The sequence below is a fragment of the Sporosarcina sp. NCCP-2716 genome (assembly GCF_023707985.1).
Taxonomy (GTDB): domain Bacteria; phylum Bacillota; class Bacilli; order Bacillales_A; family Planococcaceae; genus Sporosarcina.
Window position 1 is genome coordinate 606040 of sequence record NZ_BRCF01000001.1, and the last position, 15995, is coordinate 622034.

At 56.4% G+C, this 15995-nt stretch carries 15 protein-coding genes; 11 read left to right on the forward strand and 4 right to left on the reverse strand.

Annotated elements, in window-relative coordinates; genetic code table 11:
* Genes NFU03_RS03185 through rnz form a run of 5 tightly spaced genes read left to right on the forward strand, consistent with a single transcriptional unit; the run spans position 1 to position 5391 of the window.
* A complete protein-coding gene (locus NFU03_RS03185) occupies positions 1-1548 on the forward strand; it encodes an acyl-CoA carboxylase subunit beta (protein WP_251636035.1) in 1548 nt (515 codons plus the stop codon).
* An 11-nt stretch (positions 1549-1559) separates the two neighbouring features.
* Positions 1560-2705 (forward strand): M20/M25/M40 family metallo-hydrolase, encoded by a 1146-nt coding sequence (locus tag NFU03_RS03190; protein ID WP_251636036.1) that lies wholly within the window; start codon positions 1560-1562, stop codon positions 2703-2705.
* On the forward strand, positions 2698-3171 hold the full coding sequence (locus tag NFU03_RS03195) for a chemotaxis protein CheW (protein WP_251636037.1): 474 nt from the start codon (positions 2698-2700) through the stop codon (positions 3169-3171). The genes NFU03_RS03190 and NFU03_RS03195 overlap by 8 nt, the downstream gene beginning before the upstream one ends.
* A 54-nt stretch (positions 3172-3225) precedes the next feature.
* Positions 3226-4413 carry a DNA polymerase IV gene (locus NFU03_RS03200; protein WP_251636038.1) on the forward strand — a complete coding sequence of 396 codons (1188 nt, stop codon included), beginning with the start codon at positions 3226-3228 and terminating at the stop codon, positions 4411-4413.
* A gap of 21 nt (positions 4414-4434) precedes the next feature.
* Positions 4435-5391 carry a ribonuclease Z gene (gene rnz, locus NFU03_RS03205; protein ID WP_251636039.1) on the forward strand — a complete coding sequence of 319 codons (957 nt, stop codon included), beginning with the start codon at positions 4435-4437 and terminating at the stop codon, positions 5389-5391.
* Between the two features lie 70 nt (positions 5392-5461).
* On the opposite strand, the gene namA is transcribed toward rnz, so the two are convergent.
* On the reverse strand, positions 5462-6484 hold the full coding sequence (gene namA, locus NFU03_RS03210) for an NADPH dehydrogenase NamA (protein WP_251636040.1): 1023 nt from the start codon (positions 6482-6484) through the stop codon (positions 5462-5464).
* A 60-nt stretch (positions 6485-6544) separates the two neighbouring features.
* On the reverse strand, positions 6545-7375 hold the full coding sequence (gene proC, locus NFU03_RS03215) for a pyrroline-5-carboxylate reductase (RefSeq protein WP_251636041.1): 831 nt from the start codon (positions 7373-7375) through the stop codon (positions 6545-6547).
* Positions 7376-7527: 152 nt separating this feature from the next.
* Here proC and NFU03_RS03220 point away from each other — a divergent pair, with 152 nt between their 5' ends.
* The gene (locus NFU03_RS03220) at positions 7528-8472 is read left to right on the forward strand and encodes an MBL fold metallo-hydrolase (RefSeq protein ID WP_251636042.1); all 945 of its coding nucleotides are present in this window, start codon (positions 7528-7530) and stop codon (positions 8470-8472) included.
* The gene (locus NFU03_RS03225; RefSeq protein WP_251636043.1) at positions 8459-9217 is read left to right on the forward strand and encodes an SDR family NAD(P)-dependent oxidoreductase; all 759 of its coding nucleotides are present in this window, start codon (positions 8459-8461) and stop codon (positions 9215-9217) included. The genes NFU03_RS03220 and NFU03_RS03225 overlap by 14 nt, the downstream gene beginning before the upstream one ends.
* Positions 9218-9269: 52 nt before the next feature.
* Here NFU03_RS03225 and NFU03_RS03230 read toward each other — a convergent pair whose 3' ends face one another.
* On the reverse strand, positions 9270-12407 hold the full coding sequence (locus NFU03_RS03230; RefSeq protein ID WP_251636044.1) for an efflux RND transporter permease subunit: 3138 nt from the start codon (positions 12405-12407) through the stop codon (positions 9270-9272).
* A 115-nt stretch (positions 12408-12522) separates the two neighbouring features.
* On the opposite strand from NFU03_RS03230, the gene NFU03_RS03235 reads away from it, so the two are divergent.
* The 3 genes from NFU03_RS03235 (at position 12523) to NFU03_RS03245 (ending at position 14609) form a co-directional block, all read left to right on the forward strand.
* Positions 12523-13368 carry a TetR/AcrR family transcriptional regulator gene (locus tag NFU03_RS03235; RefSeq protein WP_251636045.1) on the forward strand — a complete coding sequence of 282 codons (846 nt, stop codon included), beginning with the start codon at positions 12523-12525 and terminating at the stop codon, positions 13366-13368.
* A 115-nt stretch (positions 13369-13483) separates the two neighbouring features.
* Positions 13484-14404, forward strand: coding sequence for an HPr(Ser) kinase/phosphatase (gene hprK, locus NFU03_RS03240; protein WP_251636046.1), 921 nt, complete (start codon positions 13484-13486; stop codon positions 14402-14404).
* Positions 14405-14471: 67 nt separating this feature from the next.
* Positions 14472-14609 (forward strand): YfhE family protein, encoded by a 138-nt coding sequence (locus NFU03_RS03245; protein ID WP_251636047.1) that lies wholly within the window; start codon positions 14472-14474, stop codon positions 14607-14609.
* A 41-nt stretch (positions 14610-14650) separates the two neighbouring features.
* On the opposite strand, the gene NFU03_RS03250 is transcribed toward NFU03_RS03245, so the two are convergent.
* Positions 14651-15553: a S1 family peptidase gene (locus NFU03_RS03250; RefSeq protein ID WP_251636048.1), complete on the reverse strand. Its 903-nt coding sequence runs from the start codon at positions 15551-15553 to the stop codon at positions 14651-14653.
* Positions 15554-15722: 169 nt separating this feature from the next.
* On the opposite strand from NFU03_RS03250, the gene NFU03_RS03255 reads away from it, so the two are divergent.
* Positions 15723-15959, forward strand: coding sequence for a hypothetical protein (locus NFU03_RS03255; protein ID WP_251636050.1), 237 nt, complete (start codon positions 15723-15725; stop codon positions 15957-15959).
* Positions 15960-15995: the final 36 nt, after the last annotated feature.

The window sequence follows — 15995 nt, forward strand, 5'->3', positions numbered from 1 at the left end:
ATGGATATCTACGAAAAGATCAACGAACTGTATGACAGGAAGCGGAAGATCGAACTGGGCGGCGGCGATGACCGGATTGCCCGGCAGCACGAAAAAGGGAAACTGACAGCACGGGAGCGTATCGACCTGCTCGTGGACGAAGGATCGTTCGTCGAACTGAACCCGTTCGTCGTCCACCGAACCCAGGACTTCGGCATGCACGCGATGGAAGGACCGGGAGATGGAGTTGTGACGGGTTACGGGAAAGTCCACGGCCGGCCGATCTACTTGTTTTCCCAGGACTTCACCGTCTTCGGCGGTGCGCTCGGCGAAATGCATGCGATGAAGATCGCCAATGTAATGGATCTCGCCGCGAAGAACGGCGCTCCGTTCATCGGGCTGAACGATTCGGGAGGAGCCCGGATCCAGGAAGGCGTCGTATCGCTCGACGGCTATGGCGAGATCTTCTACCGCAACTCGATCTACTCAGGTGTCATCCCGCAGATTTCCGTCATTTTAGGGCCATGTGCAGGCGGTGCGGTCTATTCACCCGCTATCACCGACTTTGTCTTCATGACGGACGAGACGAGCCAGATGTTCATCACTGGGCCGAAAGTCATCGAGACGGTGACGGGCGAGAAGATTTCATCCGAAGACCTCGGCGGTGCGAAAGTGCATAACTCGATCAGCGGCAACGCGCATTTCCGCGGAGCGACGGAACAGGAAGTGCTGGAAGACGTCCGACGCCTGCTGACGTACCTGCCGCAGAATAACACCGAAAAGACTCCGGCTGCGGAATACGCCGAGCAGGATGATTACCGTCCGGATCTCGCAGATGTCGTGCCGTACGAAACGATCCGTCCATATGACGTTCGCAAAGTGATCGATCAGATTGCGGATGAAGGATCATTCATGGAAGTCCAGAAAGAATTTGCCCGCAATGCCGTCGTCGGCTTCGCGCGCATTAAAGGCGAATCGGTCGGTTTCGTCTGCAACCAGCCGAAAGTGATGGCAGGCGGGCTCGACATCGATTCGTCGGATAAAATATCGAGATTCATCCGCACGTGTGATTCGTTCAATATACCGATCATCACATTCGAGGATGTCACTGGATTCTTCCCTGGTGTGAAACAGGAACACGGCGGGATCATCCGTCACGGCGCAAAGATCCTCTATTCGTATTCGGAGGCGACTGTCCCTAAAATCACGGTCATCCTGCGGAAAGCGTTCGGCGGTGCATACGTCGCACTGAACTCGAAGGCGATCGGAGCGGACCTCGTCTTCGCCTGGCCGAATGCGGAGATTGCGGTAATGGGCGCGGAAGGGGCGGCCAACATCATCTTTGCGCGCGACATCGCAGGCAGCGAAGATCCGGAGGCGACCCGCGCGGCGAAAATCGCCGAATACCGCGAGAAATTCTCCAACCCGTATGCCGCTGCAGCGAATGGGATGGTCGATGATGTCATCGATCCGCGGGAGACCCGTGTGAAATTGGTGCAGGCGCTCGATATGATGCGCAACAAGCAGGAACAGCGGCCGAAAAAGAAACACGGCAATATGCCATTATAAGGAGGGGTCATATGAACTACGTACGGATGCTGGAAGAATTTTACGAATTGGTGAAAATCGACTCGGAGAGCGGGCACGAAGAAGAGATTTCCGTCGTCCTGAAGAAAAAACTGGAGGACATGGGATTCAGTGTCGTCGAGGATACATCGAAGGAACGGACAGGCCACGGGGCAGGGAACCTCGTAGCGACGATGAAAGGGACGCTGACGGACGCCGATCCGATCTATTTCACTTCACACATGGACACTGTTACGCCCGGGCTTGGCATACAACCAGTGCTGAAAGAAGACGGCTACGTCTATTCAGCTGGCGATACGATCCTCGGATCCGACGACAAGGCGGGACTTGCCGCGCTGTTCGAAATGATGCGTACGCTGAAAGAGAGCGGGGAAGCGCACGGTGATATCCAGTATGTTATCACAGCCGGAGAAGAAAGCGGACTTGTCGGCGCACGCGAGATCGACCGTGATTTGATGGTCGCGAAGTATGGCTATGCTGTCGACAGTGACGGAAAAGTCGGGGGGATCGTCACAGCCGCGCCATATAATGCGAAACTGAAGACGGTCATCTACGGACGCACCGCCCATGCCGGTGTGGAACCTGAAAAAGGTGTCTCAGCAATCACGATCGCCGCGAAATCGGTCGCGAAAATGAAGCTCGGCCGCATCGACTCGGAAACGACGGCCAACATCGGCCAGTTCTCAGGCGGCCAGGCGACGAACATCATCTGTGATGAAGTCCACATTCTGTCGGAAGCCCGTTCCATCGACTACGCGAAATTGCAGGCACAGACAGAACATATGGTCCAAGCCTTCCAAGAGACAGCGGAAGAGATGGGGGGACGCGCTGAAACCGATGTTAAACTCAATTCACCCGGGTTCCGCTTCAGTGAAGACGACGAAGTGGTGCAGGTGGCTTCCGAAGCGATCCGTGCTGTCGGACGCACACCTGAATTGCTGACGAGCGGGGGCGGAAGTGACGGCAATATTTTCAATGGCCATGGTTTCCCGACGGTCACCCTGTCTGTCGGTTACGAAGGGATCCATACAAAAGAAGAGCGGATGCCTGTCGAAGAGCTGAACAAACTGGCGGATCTGCTTCTTGAAATCGTCCGCACTGTCGCTGCGCGCGGAAGGAAGGACAACGGTCATGGCTGATTTCAAAGCAATCGTCGTCCGGTGCGGCAACGAAGAGTATGCAATCCCCGTCGAACAGACCGTCTCCATCGAACAGCTGGAGAAAGTCAATCCGATCCCCCATCTGCCGGACTACTTGCTCGGGCTGATGAAGATCCGCGGCGAACTCGTGCCGATCCTCGATTTCCAGCAGATCCTGTACGGCACATCTGCAAAAGATGATCCAGAGGCGAAGGTCGTTGTCGTTCAGACGGAAGGCTTCTTCTTCGGTCTGCTGGTGCTGGAGGCGAAGGAGATCCTGGACATTCCGTCGGATAAGCTGACAACACAAGGACTTATGGCGTACTCGCGGACTCCGTACTTCTCGTCGGTCGCCAATCTGGAAGACCGGGTCATCACCCTGGTCGACCCGGCCATCCTGTCGGAAACACTGACGGGCATGCAGGAGATCACGGAATACGTCGGTTTGCAGGAGACCGGAATCTGATCGATCCCGGCCAGGCGGCGTGCTGCCTGGCCTTTTCATGAAGGAGGCGGAGAGATGGAGCAGAGAGGACAGACGGCGGCCCGGGTGATCCTGCATTTGGATATGAACTGTTTCTTCGCTTCCGTGGAGCAGGCGCACAACCCTGAACTGAAAGGGCTAGCTCTTGCGGTGGCAGGCAACCCGAAAGCGCGGCGGGGCATCCTCGTCACCTGCTCGTACGAAGCCCGGGCATTCGGCGTGTATACGACGATGACGGTCGGCGAGGCGAAGCGTCTCTGTCCGGAACTCGTACTTGTGCCGCCGGACGGCGAGAAATACCGGGAGGCTTCCCGGGCCGTGTTCGCCATCCTGAGGACCTATACAGATCTGGTGGAGCCTGTCTCCATTGACGAAGCGTACATCGATATCACGGACATCGGAGGCCTGACGGATGCTGTCGGGATTGCCGAGGACATGCAGCAGCGGATCCTCCGCGAGCTGGATCTTCCGTGTTCCATTGGCATTGCACCGAATAAGTTCCTGGCGAAGACCGCGTCCGACATGAAGAAACCGATGGGCATCACGATTCTCCGCAAGCGGGAGCTCGCTGAAAAGTTATGGCCGCTGCCTGTGCTCGATATGCACGGTGTCGGCAAAAGCAGTGCCGTCAAACTGGAGGACGTGCATATCCGGACGATCGGGGAACTGGCAGCTGCGGATGACTACACAGTCAAGCAGGCACTCGGCAAACGCGGTGTCCGTCTGAAGGAGCGTGCCAAAGGGAACGATCACCGGCCTGTCGATCCGGAAGCGGCGGAAGACCGGAAAAGTGTCGGCAGTTCCACGACGCTTCCGGTCGATGAGACGGAACTCGACGCTTGCATCGCTGTTTTCGGTCAGCTTGCCGCCAAGGTCGAGAACAGGCTCGGAACCAAGAATCTGGCAGGCACATCGCTGTCGATCCAAATCCGGACCGCTGCCTGGCGCAACCAGACTCGCAGCACGACCCTGCTCAATCCGATTTACCGCAAAGAGGATATTTTCCGGGATTCGGCCCGGCTGTTCCGCCAGCATTGGGACGGGGAGCCGATCCGCCTGCTCGGCATTACGGTGTCGAATGTGATACCCGTGGAGGAGATCCACGAACAGCTGTCGTTCGATACTTTCGAACGCCACAGCAAAGAAGTCGAGATGGAACGGCTCGTCTCGCATATGAATGAACAGTTCGGCGAAGGAACGATCCAAAAAGGAAGCAGCTCGTAGGGGAAGGAGGAGGATGAGTACATGGAACTTCAATTTCTTGGAACCGGTGCGGGCATGCCGTCGAAACTGAGGAATACGACATCCATCGTGCTGAACCTGTCGGCCGAAGAACGGGGCTACTGGATGTTCGATTGCGGGGAAGCGACCCAGCACCAGATGCTCCATACGACATTGAAACCGCGAAAGGTGAACAAGCTGTTCATCACGCATCTGCACGGGGATCATCTGTTCGGTATACCGGGTTTCATCGGATCACGGTCCTTTCTCGGCGGTGACGATCCGCTCGATATTTACGGACCGCCAGGCATAGAGGAGTGGATCCGCACGACACTTCGACTGACGAGGACGCATCTTATGTATGACGTGCGGTATCATGAATTCCATGAAGATGGCCTGCTGTTCGAGGACGATGATTTCACCGTGACCGCAGCGTTGCTCGCACACGTAGTACCGAGTTACGGGTTCCGTATCGAACAGAAGCCGCGGCCCGGTACATTGCTCATCGATAAGGCGCTGGAAGCGGGTGTCCCGAAAGGTCCGCTGCTCCAGCAGTTGAAAAACGGCCGTGATGTCACGCTGGATGATGGGAAAGTCGTCAGGAGCGCCTCTGTCATCGGTGAGCCGAAAGATGGTTTCACGATTGCCATCCTCGGCGATACGAGCGACTGTACCGCTTCCCGCCGATTGGCGGAACGGGCGGATATCGTTGTCCACGAAGCGACGTTCGACGAAGAGACCGGACAGCTGGCCAGCGATTTCGGCCATTCGACGATCAGGCAGGCCGCAGCGGTGGCACGAGATGCGGACGCAAAAGCGCTGATCGCCACCCATATCAGTTCCCGGTTCATGCCGGGGGATCTGCAGGCGTTCAAGGAAGAAGGACAGGCAGTCTTCCCGAATGTGTTCGTCGCTAACGATTTTTCGCAATATACACTGCAGGACGGTGAAGTGAAAGAGACGGCGTTCAAGAAAAGCTGACATACGCCGGAGGAAAAGAGCGCAGCGCCCATGGAGGGTGCTGCGCTCTTTCCTGTTCACATATGGAAACTCACTTGTATGTCCAGCCGCGTGAATACTGGACAGGCGGGTCGATCTCCGTATGCAGTTCACGGGCGGCACGGTATGGCCAATAGGGGTCTCTCAGCAGTTCCCGGCCGAGGAGGATCAGATCGGCCCGCTTGTTCTGCAGGATCTCTTCCGCCTGCATCCCGTTTGTGATGAGCCCTACAGCGCCGGTCTGGATGGCGGCCCCTTGCCGGATCGTTTCAGCGAAAGGCACCTGATAGCCTGGATACGGATGGATCGGAGCCGGTACGAGGGCGCCTGAGCTGACGTCCACCAGGTCAACCCCCTGTTCCTTCATCCAGACAGCCATCTCCGTGTACAGTTCCGCAGTCATGCCGCCTTCGGAATAGTCTTCAGCAGAGATCCGAACGAACAGCGGACCTTGCCAGATAGCACGGACTCCGTCGATGATCTCCCTCAGGAAACGATAGCGATTCTCCGCGGAACCGCCGTACTCGTCCGTCCGCCGGTTGGACAGCGGGGAAAGGAATTCGTTGATGAGGTACCCGTGTGCGGCATGGATTTCCAGCAGATCGAAGCCTGCTTTGTCCGCCCGTTTGCTTGCCTCGACAAAGGCAAGGACAGTTTCCCGGATCTCCTCCCGGCTCATTTCGACGGGTGTCTGATAGTCATTGCTGAACGCAATCGCACTCGGCGCCTGGATCGGGCCCTCGACCTCGGATTTGCGGCCTGCATGCGCAAGCTGGATGCCGGCTGCAGCGCCGTGCTGATGGATGAGTGAGGTGATGCTTCTTAGTCCTTCGATATGATCATCACCCCAGATGCCGAGGTCTTGCGGACTGATCCGTCCCTGCGGCTGGACAGCGGTCGCCTCCAGGATGATCAATCCGGCTTGACCGACAGCCCGTGATGCATAATGGACACGGTGCCAGTCTCCTGCCATGCCGTCTTCTTCGAGGCAGGAATACATGCACATCGGCGCCATGGCGATCCGGTTCTTCAGTGTCAGGTTCCGGATCGTATACGGTTCGAATAACATTGCCATTTGTGGATCACACCTTTCTTTCGGATGCTTCCACTATAGCAAACTTCGAACAGCCTGCCTTCACCGGAGTCTTGGCGGCACTGCCGGCACGGCACCGAGCTCCCTGGACCGCTGTTCCGCCTGCCGGATGCAGCGCGACACCGCTTCCTGGAACCCGCCTTCGCGGAGACCCTGTATACCCGCTTCCGTCGTACCGCCGGGACTCGTGACATCCATCCTTAGATCCGCCGGTTCCGCCCCGCTGCTGCGGAGCATGGCCCCGGCGCCTTCGATCGTCTGGATGATGAGGTCCCGTGCGGTCGCCTGACCGAGCCCGGCTGCACGGGCGGCGTCTTCGAGCGCCTCGGCCAGATAGTAGATGTAGGCAGGGCCGCTTCCGGACAGCGCTGTGACGGCATGCAGCTCGTCTTCTGTCACTTCGGCAACCGTACCGATCGACGCGAGCAGCGAGCGGATGGCCGTTTTCTGTTCATCGGTCACATGGTCATTCCAGGCGACACCGGTTGCCGACCGCCCGATGGCTGCCGATGTGTTCGGCATCGACCTTGCGACAGCGCGGCAGCCGAGCCCCGCTTCAATGGCAGAAATCGGAATCCCGGCAATAACGGACAGGACCGCGGCATGCGGCGGCACAAATGGAGCGATTTCCGCCATGGCGGTCACTGCATCTTTCGGTTTGACGGCGAGGACGATCAGTTCCGCCTCCTTCAGTTTCTCCCGGGCAGATCCGGTGGTGGCGACGCCGTACGCATCGCCGAGGAAGACGAGCCGTTCATCATCCGATTTGTTCAAGACCGATACATCTGCCGGATCTGCGGTATGGTTCCGGCAGATGCCTGAAATGATGGCTTCCGCCATGGAACCCGCGCCTATGAATGCAATGTTTTTCATCACTCCGCCTTCTTTCTTCTGAGGTACTGTTTTCTAACAGTTTAGGCGAAACAGAAAATAAGTCAACCGTGTTTCGGTCAGCTGCGCATGACGCAGGGGCAAAAAGACTGTACAATGGACTGAACAGTGATTCAGTATTGGGGGAAACAAGAATGATACAGCAATTGACAATACCGACACCCTACGCCGTCGGGGATGTAAATGCCTTTCTCGTGAAAGGCGATGCCCTTACTCTGATCGACGCAGGTCCGCGCACAAAAGAAGCACACGCTGCCCTGGTTCACGGCCTCAAGGAGCTCGGCATCCGAATGGAGGATATCGAGCAGGTCATCCTCACCCATCACCATCCTGACCACAGCGGCTGGGCAGACGGCTTTTTGAACGCCGAGGTCAGCGGGCATGTGTATAATAATCTGTGGCTTACGCGCAATCCGGAATTCTTTGACTACCATGACCGATTTTATCTCGATCAATTCAAGCAACAGGGCGTGCCCGGCGAATTCCTCGGCAGCGTGAAAAAAATGAAGCGCGCTGCAGAGCTGATGGCGGAGCGGCCGCTCGACCGGATCCTCGGGGAAGGGGACGAGCTTCCCGGACTTCCCGGCTGGACGGCCCTTGAAACACTCGGCCATGCACAGAGCCACTTGTCGTTCTGGAACGCGGACGAGCAGGTGCTTATCGGCGGGGACCTGCTGCTTGAAAAAGTGTCGTCGAACCCCATCGTCGAGCCGCCGCTCGACCGGACGGCAGACAGACCGGAAACCCTCCTGCAGTACAACCGCTCGCTGAAGCGGCTGCTGGAGCTGCCTGTAGGCACGGTCTACAGCGGACATGGGAACCCGGTGACGGATGCCCACGAACTCATCCGGCAGCGGCTCGGCAAGCAGCACGACCGTGCGATGAAAGTATATGGAATGCTCGCCGACGGACCGAAATCCGTCTTCGAGCTGACCGTCCGTCTGTTCCCGTCAGCCTACCGCAGGGAACTCGGTCTGACCTTATCGGAGACACTCGGCCAGATGGATTACCTACAGGCATCCGGCCTCATCACCCGCACGACTGATCCGGAAGGGATTGAGCGGTATGAGCAGACGTAAGAACATACTGATCACCGGAGCGACCGGAGGAGTCGGCTATGAGACCGCTCTCCGTCTGCTCGGCGAGGGATATGACGTGCAGGTGACCGGGCGTAATGCGGAGTCGCTTGCGGAACTTGAAGCGGCAGGAGCAGCCGTGTACAGGACGGATCTGCTGGAAGACGGGGCACCCGACCGCCTGCTCGAAGACATCCGTAGTCCCGATGTCGTCATCTTTTCCGCCGGCACCGGCGTCTTCGCACTCTCCCAAGACACGGCCGATGCCGAGACGGAAAGGATGTTCGCGCTCAATGTGATCAGTCCGATCGCGATCACCAAGCGGCTCCTGCCCGGGTGGCTTGCGAGGGGACACGGTCATTTTATCTATATCGGATCGCAGGCCGGCAAAGTGGCCACGCCGAAAGCGGCCGTCTATGCCGCTACGAAACACGCACTGATCGGTTATACCAACGCACTGCGCATGGAAGTCAGGTCGTCCGGCATCGATGTAACAGTCATCAACCCAGGGCCGATCGATACTGCATTCCTTGACAGTGCAGACGATACGGGAAACTATCGTCAATCCGTCGGCCGCCACTTGCTGACGCCCGTTGAAGTGGCAGACGCCGCAGTCTCGGCTGTCCGGAAACCCGTCCGTGAGGTGGATCTTCCTCGCATAATGGCGGTGACGAGCAAACTGCATGCTGTCGCTCCGCGGATGACCGAACGGCTCGGCCGCCGTTTTTTTCTCAAGAAAATGGAATAACAGAAAGAAAGCCCGCAGATCCTTGGACGGATCTGCGGGCTTTCACCTATTCTCAGTAATCAGTACGCGTCTTTTTTCTCCGGAACTTTCCGAGGAACTCATAGACGATCGGTACGAAGACCAATGTCAGCAAGGTTGAGCTGACGAGTCCGCCGATCACTGTCACGCCGAGCCCTTTTGAAATCAGGCCGCTGCCTTCCGCTCCGATTGCGAGGGGAATGAGGGCTCCGATTGTTGCCAGGGCAGTCATCAGAATCGGACGGAGACGGGTTGCGCCTGCTTCCAGCAAGGCGTCGCGCGTTGAAGCGCCAGCCTGTTCCTGATGAATGACACGGTCGATGAGCACGATGGCGTTCGTGACGACGATACCGATCAGCATGAGAAGTCCGATCATAGCGGATACACTGATCGTCTCACCGGCAATGAGGAGACCGACCAGTGCCCCGATGACCGTGAACGGCAGCGAGAACAGGATGGCCAGCGGTGCCAGTCCGCCGCCGAACGTGATGACGAGGATCAGGTAGACGATCGCAACAGCCGCGAGCATTGCAAGCCCTAATTGCGTGAAGGCTTCCGTGATGTCTTCCGTCACTCCGGCAGACTTCACTTGGACACCAGGTGCCAGGTCGAGTTTGTCGATCTTTTTCTGGACATCGGCCGATACGCTGCCGACGTCTTTCGATGTAATGTCCGCTGTGACGCTCGCATACAGTTTGCCGTCTTTCCGGGAAACCGTATCTGAAGTCGTCCCTTCCTTCACAGTCACGAGTTCCGAAACAGGAATCTCCGTGCCGAGAGGGGAGGGGACGGTCTGCTTCAGCAAGTCGTCGATCGTGTCAAGCTGTTTCGTGTCCTTGTGGACGATCACGTCGATCGATTTGCCATCGTCATCGAGTTTCGTCAGAACATCTTTCCGTGTATCCGGATAGAGCACGCCGCCGATTTGCGCAGTCGTCAGTCCGGCTTGGGTGAGCTTTTCGGGATCCGCTTCGAGCGTATATTCTTTGTACGTACGGGACAGACTCGTTTTCGGTTCTTTCAGCTGGCTGTTCGCCGAGAGGATTTCCTCCGCCTGTTCAGCAGCCTTCTGCAAGTCTTCCAGGTTGTTGCCGTAGATACCGTAGCTGATCTGGTTGCTGGATCCGCTGGCGGAGAAGTCCTGTGACTTCCATTCGCCGTCGGACGGCAGCTTCTGCAGGTCGGCCAATGTGTCGTCCTTCACTTTCGAGAACTCCGGTGTATCGTCATCGAATGTCACGAACAGCAGACCGCCATTCGTCGCACCCGGTGACATCGGATTTTCTCCGCCGACGGAAACCTGGACTGTTTCCACATGCTTCCGGTCCATGAGCAGGTCTTCCGCTTTTTTCGCATTTTCATCGACCGTCTCCAACGGTTCGCCCGGCGCAGGTGTGTACGTCAGGTACATCGTCTTCTGCTCTTCGTCAGGCAGGAAGCTGACACCGACTTTCGGGATGAGGAACAGGCTGCCTGCAAGCAGGGCAAGGGAGATGAGCGCTGTGATGAGTTTGTGGTTCAGCGTCCATTCCAGCAGCCGGCGGTAGGAGATTGCGAGTTTTCCATGATGCTCTTTTTTCGCTTTCGTTTTCCCATAAAGTTCTTTGCGGAACAGCGAATGGGCCATCATCGGTACGATCGTCACCGCAACGAGCAGGGAAGCGAGCAGGGCGAAGACGACAGTGAGCGCGAATGGCAGGAACAGCTCCCCGACAACGCCGCTTACCAAGCCGAGCGGAACGAATACGGCGATTGTCACGAGTGTGGACGACAGGATCGGTCTGATCATCTGTTTGGTCGCTTCCCGTATGAGTTCGCGGCCCTGCAGCTGTTCGTCCGGCAGATGCATACGCCGGTAGATGTTTTCGACGACGACGATCGAATCGTCGATGACCCGGCCGATCGCCACGGTCATCGCGCCGAGTGTCATGATATTCAGTGTGATATCCATCTGATTCAGCAGCAGCACTGCAATGAGCAGGGAGAGCGGAATCGAGATGATCGAAATGAGCGTCGACTTGAAGTTGCGCAGGAAGAGCAGGATGATGACGACTGCGAACAGCGCACCGAAGATCGCTTTGCTCAGCATCGTTTCGACTGACTGTTCAATCGGCTCCCCTTGGTCAAGTGTCGTCGAAACGGAGACACCTTTGTTCTCTTTCTTGTATTCATCCAATTTATCTTTCACGGCATTCGCCACAGTGACCGTATTTGCGTCCTGTGATTTCGTCACTTGCAGGGAGATCGCTTCTTTCCCGTTCGTCCTGGAAATCGATTCCGCCTCTTTGACAGTTTCGACAGTTGCGATTTCTCCGAGTGTCACCGTGGGCAGAGATGCCTGCAGCTGACCGGGCATTGCCTGGCCGGCCTGCGGGGCACTGCCTGCCATATCCGAAGGCATGTCACCGGCGGCTCCAGCCGGCGCTTGCGGCATGACCGGGATTTCCAGGTTCTTCAGTTCTTCGAATGTCGTCAGCTTCCCGTCGACGACGACCGATTGTTCCTCTTTGCCGAATTCCAGCAGGCCGAGCGGCATTTTCATGTCAGTAGCCTGGATGAGCTGTTTGACGGTATCCTGCTCCAAGTTATATTTTTTCAGTTTCTCCGGCAGGAATGTCAGCTGGACCTCTTCCACTTGCTGACCGGTGACCGCCACTTCCGAGACACCGTCGATACCTTCCAACGCAGGGACGAGTTCCTTTTCGACGTGGTCCGTCAGTTCTTCCAGTGAAGTATCATCTTCCGAGACACTCAGTCCGAGGATCGGGAATGCGTTGATGCTGATCCTTCCGACTGACGGATCCTGGGCATTTTCAGGGAGCTTGAACGAATTCAGCGCTTCCTTGACATCCTCTTCGGCCGATTTCATATCCGTGCCGAACGAGTACTCGATCTGGAGGGACGAGGCGTTCTGGTAGGAAGTCGAGCTGACCGCCTTGACCCCTTTCAGGTTCCTCACTGCAAGTTCCAGCGGGGCGGCGAGTTCATCATCCACCTGCTGGGGTGTCGCGCCAGGATAGATTGTCGTGACACTGACGATCGGAACCGTGATGTCCGGAATAGTCTCCAGTTTCATGCGTGTTCCCGAATAAACGCCGGCCACTGTGATGATGATGGTCAAAAGCCAGACAGCCAGTTTGTTTTTCATGACAAAGTTGATGATCGCGTTCATAATTACCTCCATCGCGTATTTTTTACCAATCTGCTATAATACTTTGTAATAGTAACTGACCGGTCAGTCATAGTCAACGATCGGCCATCAGGATTCACCAGGAGAGTGGAACATATTGAATGCAAAAAAAGAACTGATCATCAAGAATGCTGCTGAACTATTTGCGGTGAATGGATATGATGCAACGTCGATCCAGCAGATCACGGACTCCTGCGGGATCTCGAAAGGATCTTTCTATCTTTCCTTCAAATCGAAGGAAAGCCTGCTGGGCGGGATCATCTCGTATTTCAGCGAGAGGATCGTCGAGCGGGCGGAAGGGATGTTCGCAAAGGACCTGACGAGTGGTGAACGTTTCGAGCAATCGCTGTCCGTCTACTTCGAAGAGCTGGAACACTATTCACCATTCATCCTGACATTGATCCGGGAACAGGCCAACCCGATGAGCGACTCGCTGCGTGTAATGCTTGAGAATCTCAGGAGGAAGATGTACCGGATGCAGGAACGCCTGCTCATCGATCTGTACGGAGAAGGATACAGGGACCGCATGCCGGACCTCATCACGATGCTGAACGGCATTCTGAAAGGCTATATCGAACTTATCGTGTTCAACAAAGGGGAGCTGGATCATACGAGGCTGCCGGCGTTCATCCGCCAGGCGATGGATGCGCTCACTGCAGCTGTCGGCACGCCATTCCTGTCGACACGGGAGCTAATTGAATTCCATTGCGTCCCGGACGGGGACAGTCTGCCGTCCGAAACCCTGATCGGACTTCTCGATGAGGTGCAGGAGGACACCGGTTCGACCGAGGAGGAGCGGGTCAGCGCAGAGATGATCAAAACCGAACTGCTCTCGGGAACGCCGCGGCGCGCGGTGGTCTCCGGCATGTCGACGAATCTATTGCACAGTGAGAAGGGCAGGGAAGCGGAAGCCGCCGTATCGGAGTGGCTCGCTGCCGACTGATGCGCGCGCTGCCTGCCGTCGTTTCGGGGCGGCTTCGTATTGAAGAAGACGACTGCATGGCGGCTGCATCTGTGCTACACTGTAGTCAGCAAATGCACGAAGAAAGGTGTTCTTCATGAAACAATTAACAGTGCAGGATATCGTACAGGCCTTTTCCTTCGAAGTGCTGTCGGGTGCAGATCAGCTAATGCGTCCGCTGACCAAGACGAAAGTCCGCCGGCCGGGCCTTGAATTCATGGACGATTTCGAGTTCATCGCAAGAGGGCATATCCAGATACTCGGTAAGAACGAAGTCAATTACTTGCATACGCTGACGGACGAAGAGTGCAAGCGGCGGATCGCCAATCTGGTGACATACGATCCGCCGTGCATCCTGATCACGTCCCAGCAGGATCAGCCGTTCGGCCTGCAGACCTATTGCACGGAAAACCGCATCCCCGTTCTGCGGACCCCCGATTCCATGAGCGTGGCGAGCGCCAAGCTCGATGCGTACGTCATCAGTTCCATGGCAGAGGAAATCGCGATCCACGGCGTCATCGTCAATGTATCCGGGATCGGGATCCTGCTGAGAGGGAAGTCGGGTGTCGGCAAGAGTGAAACAGCCCACACGCTGATCGGAAGGGGACACCGGCTCGTCGCGGATGACATCGTCGTCCTGCGGAGGCTCAGTCCGCAGACGCTGCTCGGCACGCACAACGAAACGAACAAGGAATTCCTTGCACTCAGGAGCATCGGGCTCATGAATGTCGTGCGCCTGTACGGCCGGGCCGCTTTCCAGGAGGAAACGAGGATCGCCCTCGATATCGAGCTGACGGAGTGGAAAGACAATTCTCTGAACAATGAACTCGAGCTGGATGAAAAATTCAGTGAGTACATGGGTGTTCCGGTTCCGTATATCCAGATCCAGCTCCAGCCCGGCCGCGATGTCGCCGGTCTGATCGAGGCTGCCGCGAACAACTGGTATCTGAAGCAGCAGGGCTACAGCGCGCTCGAGGAATTCATGGAGCGTCTGGAGCCGAAATTCAACGGACAGTGAAGAAAAACGTTTAACCCTCCGCCATCAGGGAAAACTTGCTGGACAGCGAATAAAAGGAGGGTGCACCATGACAGAAAAGAAACCGCCGCACGAAACGTTGACGGACAAGAACAATGATATGAAAAAGGCTCAGGAAGTTGAATACGCGAGCGACTTCAAAAAGGCCGACAAGGCAGGCGAAACAGAGGATAAGCGCGACAAGTGAAAATAACCCGGAACTCCCGTGATCACCAGCGGAGTTCCGGGTTATTTACTTGTTTCAAGCAAGTGCACAGCCTCTTCCGCTCGGATGAACATGCCGACCTTGCCGTATTGCTCCAATTCGGTCACGGCAAAGATCACGCCGATCACTTCACCGTCCTGGAACACCGGACTGCCGCTGTTGCCTCTGTAGACAGGGGCGTCCAGCAGAATGATTGGCTCTGTCCGTCCCGCCCACTCCGTCTCGCCGATCAAGTGGCCTTCGTTTGCAATACCATAGAAATTGAGCGGATTGCCGATAAACCGGACCGGGCTGTCAGGCACATAATCAGGGGAGGATGCAAGCGGAAGGGGCTCCACGTCCGGCATGCCTTCGAGCTGCAGGACTGCCAGGTCGTTGACTGCGTCTTCCGCCACCACAGATGCAGGGAAGCGGCCTTCCTTATCAAAGGAGACCGTGATTCCGGAACTTCCCTCGATGACATGATGATTGGTGATGACCTTCCCATCATCACCCACTAAAAATCCAGTCCCTTTCCCGTCTTCTGTCAGAATGACGGCGACCGATTTCTTCCATTTAGCAATGTCCGGCTGTTTGGACAGGGCGGCGGAAGTCTTCAGGAAGTCGATCGCCGGCAGTGAGTAGATGTCGAACAGGAAGGCGATCGGCTGGAACAGCAGCACCGCTGCCATGAGCCAGATCGCAAAGCGGGGGACCTTCCGCTTCTTTGCCGTCGGGGAATGCCGTTCCGCTTCTTCCTGTTCCAGTGCCTCCCGCTGCGCTTCGAGCACCATCAGCCGGAAGTTCTCCTCCTCAATCTCTTCAGGTGTCAGTTCCCGCTCCGCAGAGGCGGAATCCTCCTCATTTTGCTGCAAATGGCCGCAGTAATCCATACTTCCTGTATCGCCGGTCCTTACTGATTCATCGAATTCCTCATCCTTTTTCACGAGCAACACCTCTACTTAGGGAGCTTTCCATCCAATACGACTGTTCTTTGCTGTGAGTGTACCATATAATACGTCTGGAATATAGGGACGGATCGGAAGCGTACGTGTCAAAATGTCGGAATCTTTGATATACTATTACTGACTAAAGCTAGAACAGGGGGTGGCGCACATGCATGAAAATAGTTTGCAGACGAGCGATAACGGGCAGCTGCCCAGCACGGTATCAGAAGAAGTACGGATGCTGCGTGTACAAGTGAAAGAGATGGAAGAGGAAATCAGCGAGTTGAAGAAAGATCTCCACGCCATTGACCTGCTTCAGAAGAAACCGATCATCTCGTCAGACTCGCTGGCTATAGGAGGGTTCTGGATTGTAGCTGCACTGACGATAATCGGAATCTTCTACTGAGCTCCAAAAAACCTCCCGGATGTCCATACAGGACAT

Bases quoted from the DNA above. Each gene is read 5' to 3' on its own strand.
- NFU03_RS03185 (WP_251636035.1), top strand. From the start codon at position 1: ATGGATATCTACGAAAAGATCAACGAACTGTATGACAGGAAGCGGAAG.
- NFU03_RS03190 (WP_251636036.1), top strand. From the start codon at position 1,560: ATGAACTACGTACGGATGCTGGAAGAATTTTACGAATTGGTGAAAATC.
- NFU03_RS03195 (WP_251636037.1), top strand. From the start codon at position 2,698: ATGGCTGATTTCAAAGCAATCGTCGTCCGGTGCGGCAACGAAGAGTAT.
- NFU03_RS03200 (WP_251636038.1), top strand. From the start codon at position 3,226: ATGGAGCAGAGAGGACAGACGGCGGCCCGGGTGATCCTGCATTTGGAT.
- rnz (WP_251636039.1), top strand. From the start codon at position 4,435: ATGGAACTTCAATTTCTTGGAACCGGTGCGGGCATGCCGTCGAAACTG.
- namA (WP_251636040.1), bottom strand. From the start codon at position 6,484: ATGGCAATGTTATTCGAACCGTATACGATCCGGAACCTGACACTGAAG.
- proC (WP_251636041.1), bottom strand. From the start codon at position 7,375: ATGAAAAACATTGCATTCATAGGCGCGGGTTCCATGGCGGAAGCCATC.
- NFU03_RS03220 (WP_251636042.1), top strand. From the start codon at position 7,528: ATGATACAGCAATTGACAATACCGACACCCTACGCCGTCGGGGATGTA.
- NFU03_RS03225 (WP_251636043.1), top strand. From the start codon at position 8,459: ATGAGCAGACGTAAGAACATACTGATCACCGGAGCGACCGGAGGAGTC.
- NFU03_RS03230 (WP_251636044.1), bottom strand. From the start codon at position 12,407: ATGAACGCGATCATCAACTTTGTCATGAAAAACAAACTGGCTGTCTGG.
- hprK (WP_251636046.1), top strand. From the start codon at position 13,484: ATGAAACAATTAACAGTGCAGGATATCGTACAGGCCTTTTCCTTCGAA.
- NFU03_RS03245 (WP_251636047.1), top strand. From the start codon at position 14,472: ATGACAGAAAAGAAACCGCCGCACGAAACGTTGACGGACAAGAACAAT.
- NFU03_RS03255 (WP_251636050.1), top strand. From the start codon at position 15,723: ATGCATGAAAATAGTTTGCAGACGAGCGATAACGGGCAGCTGCCCAGC.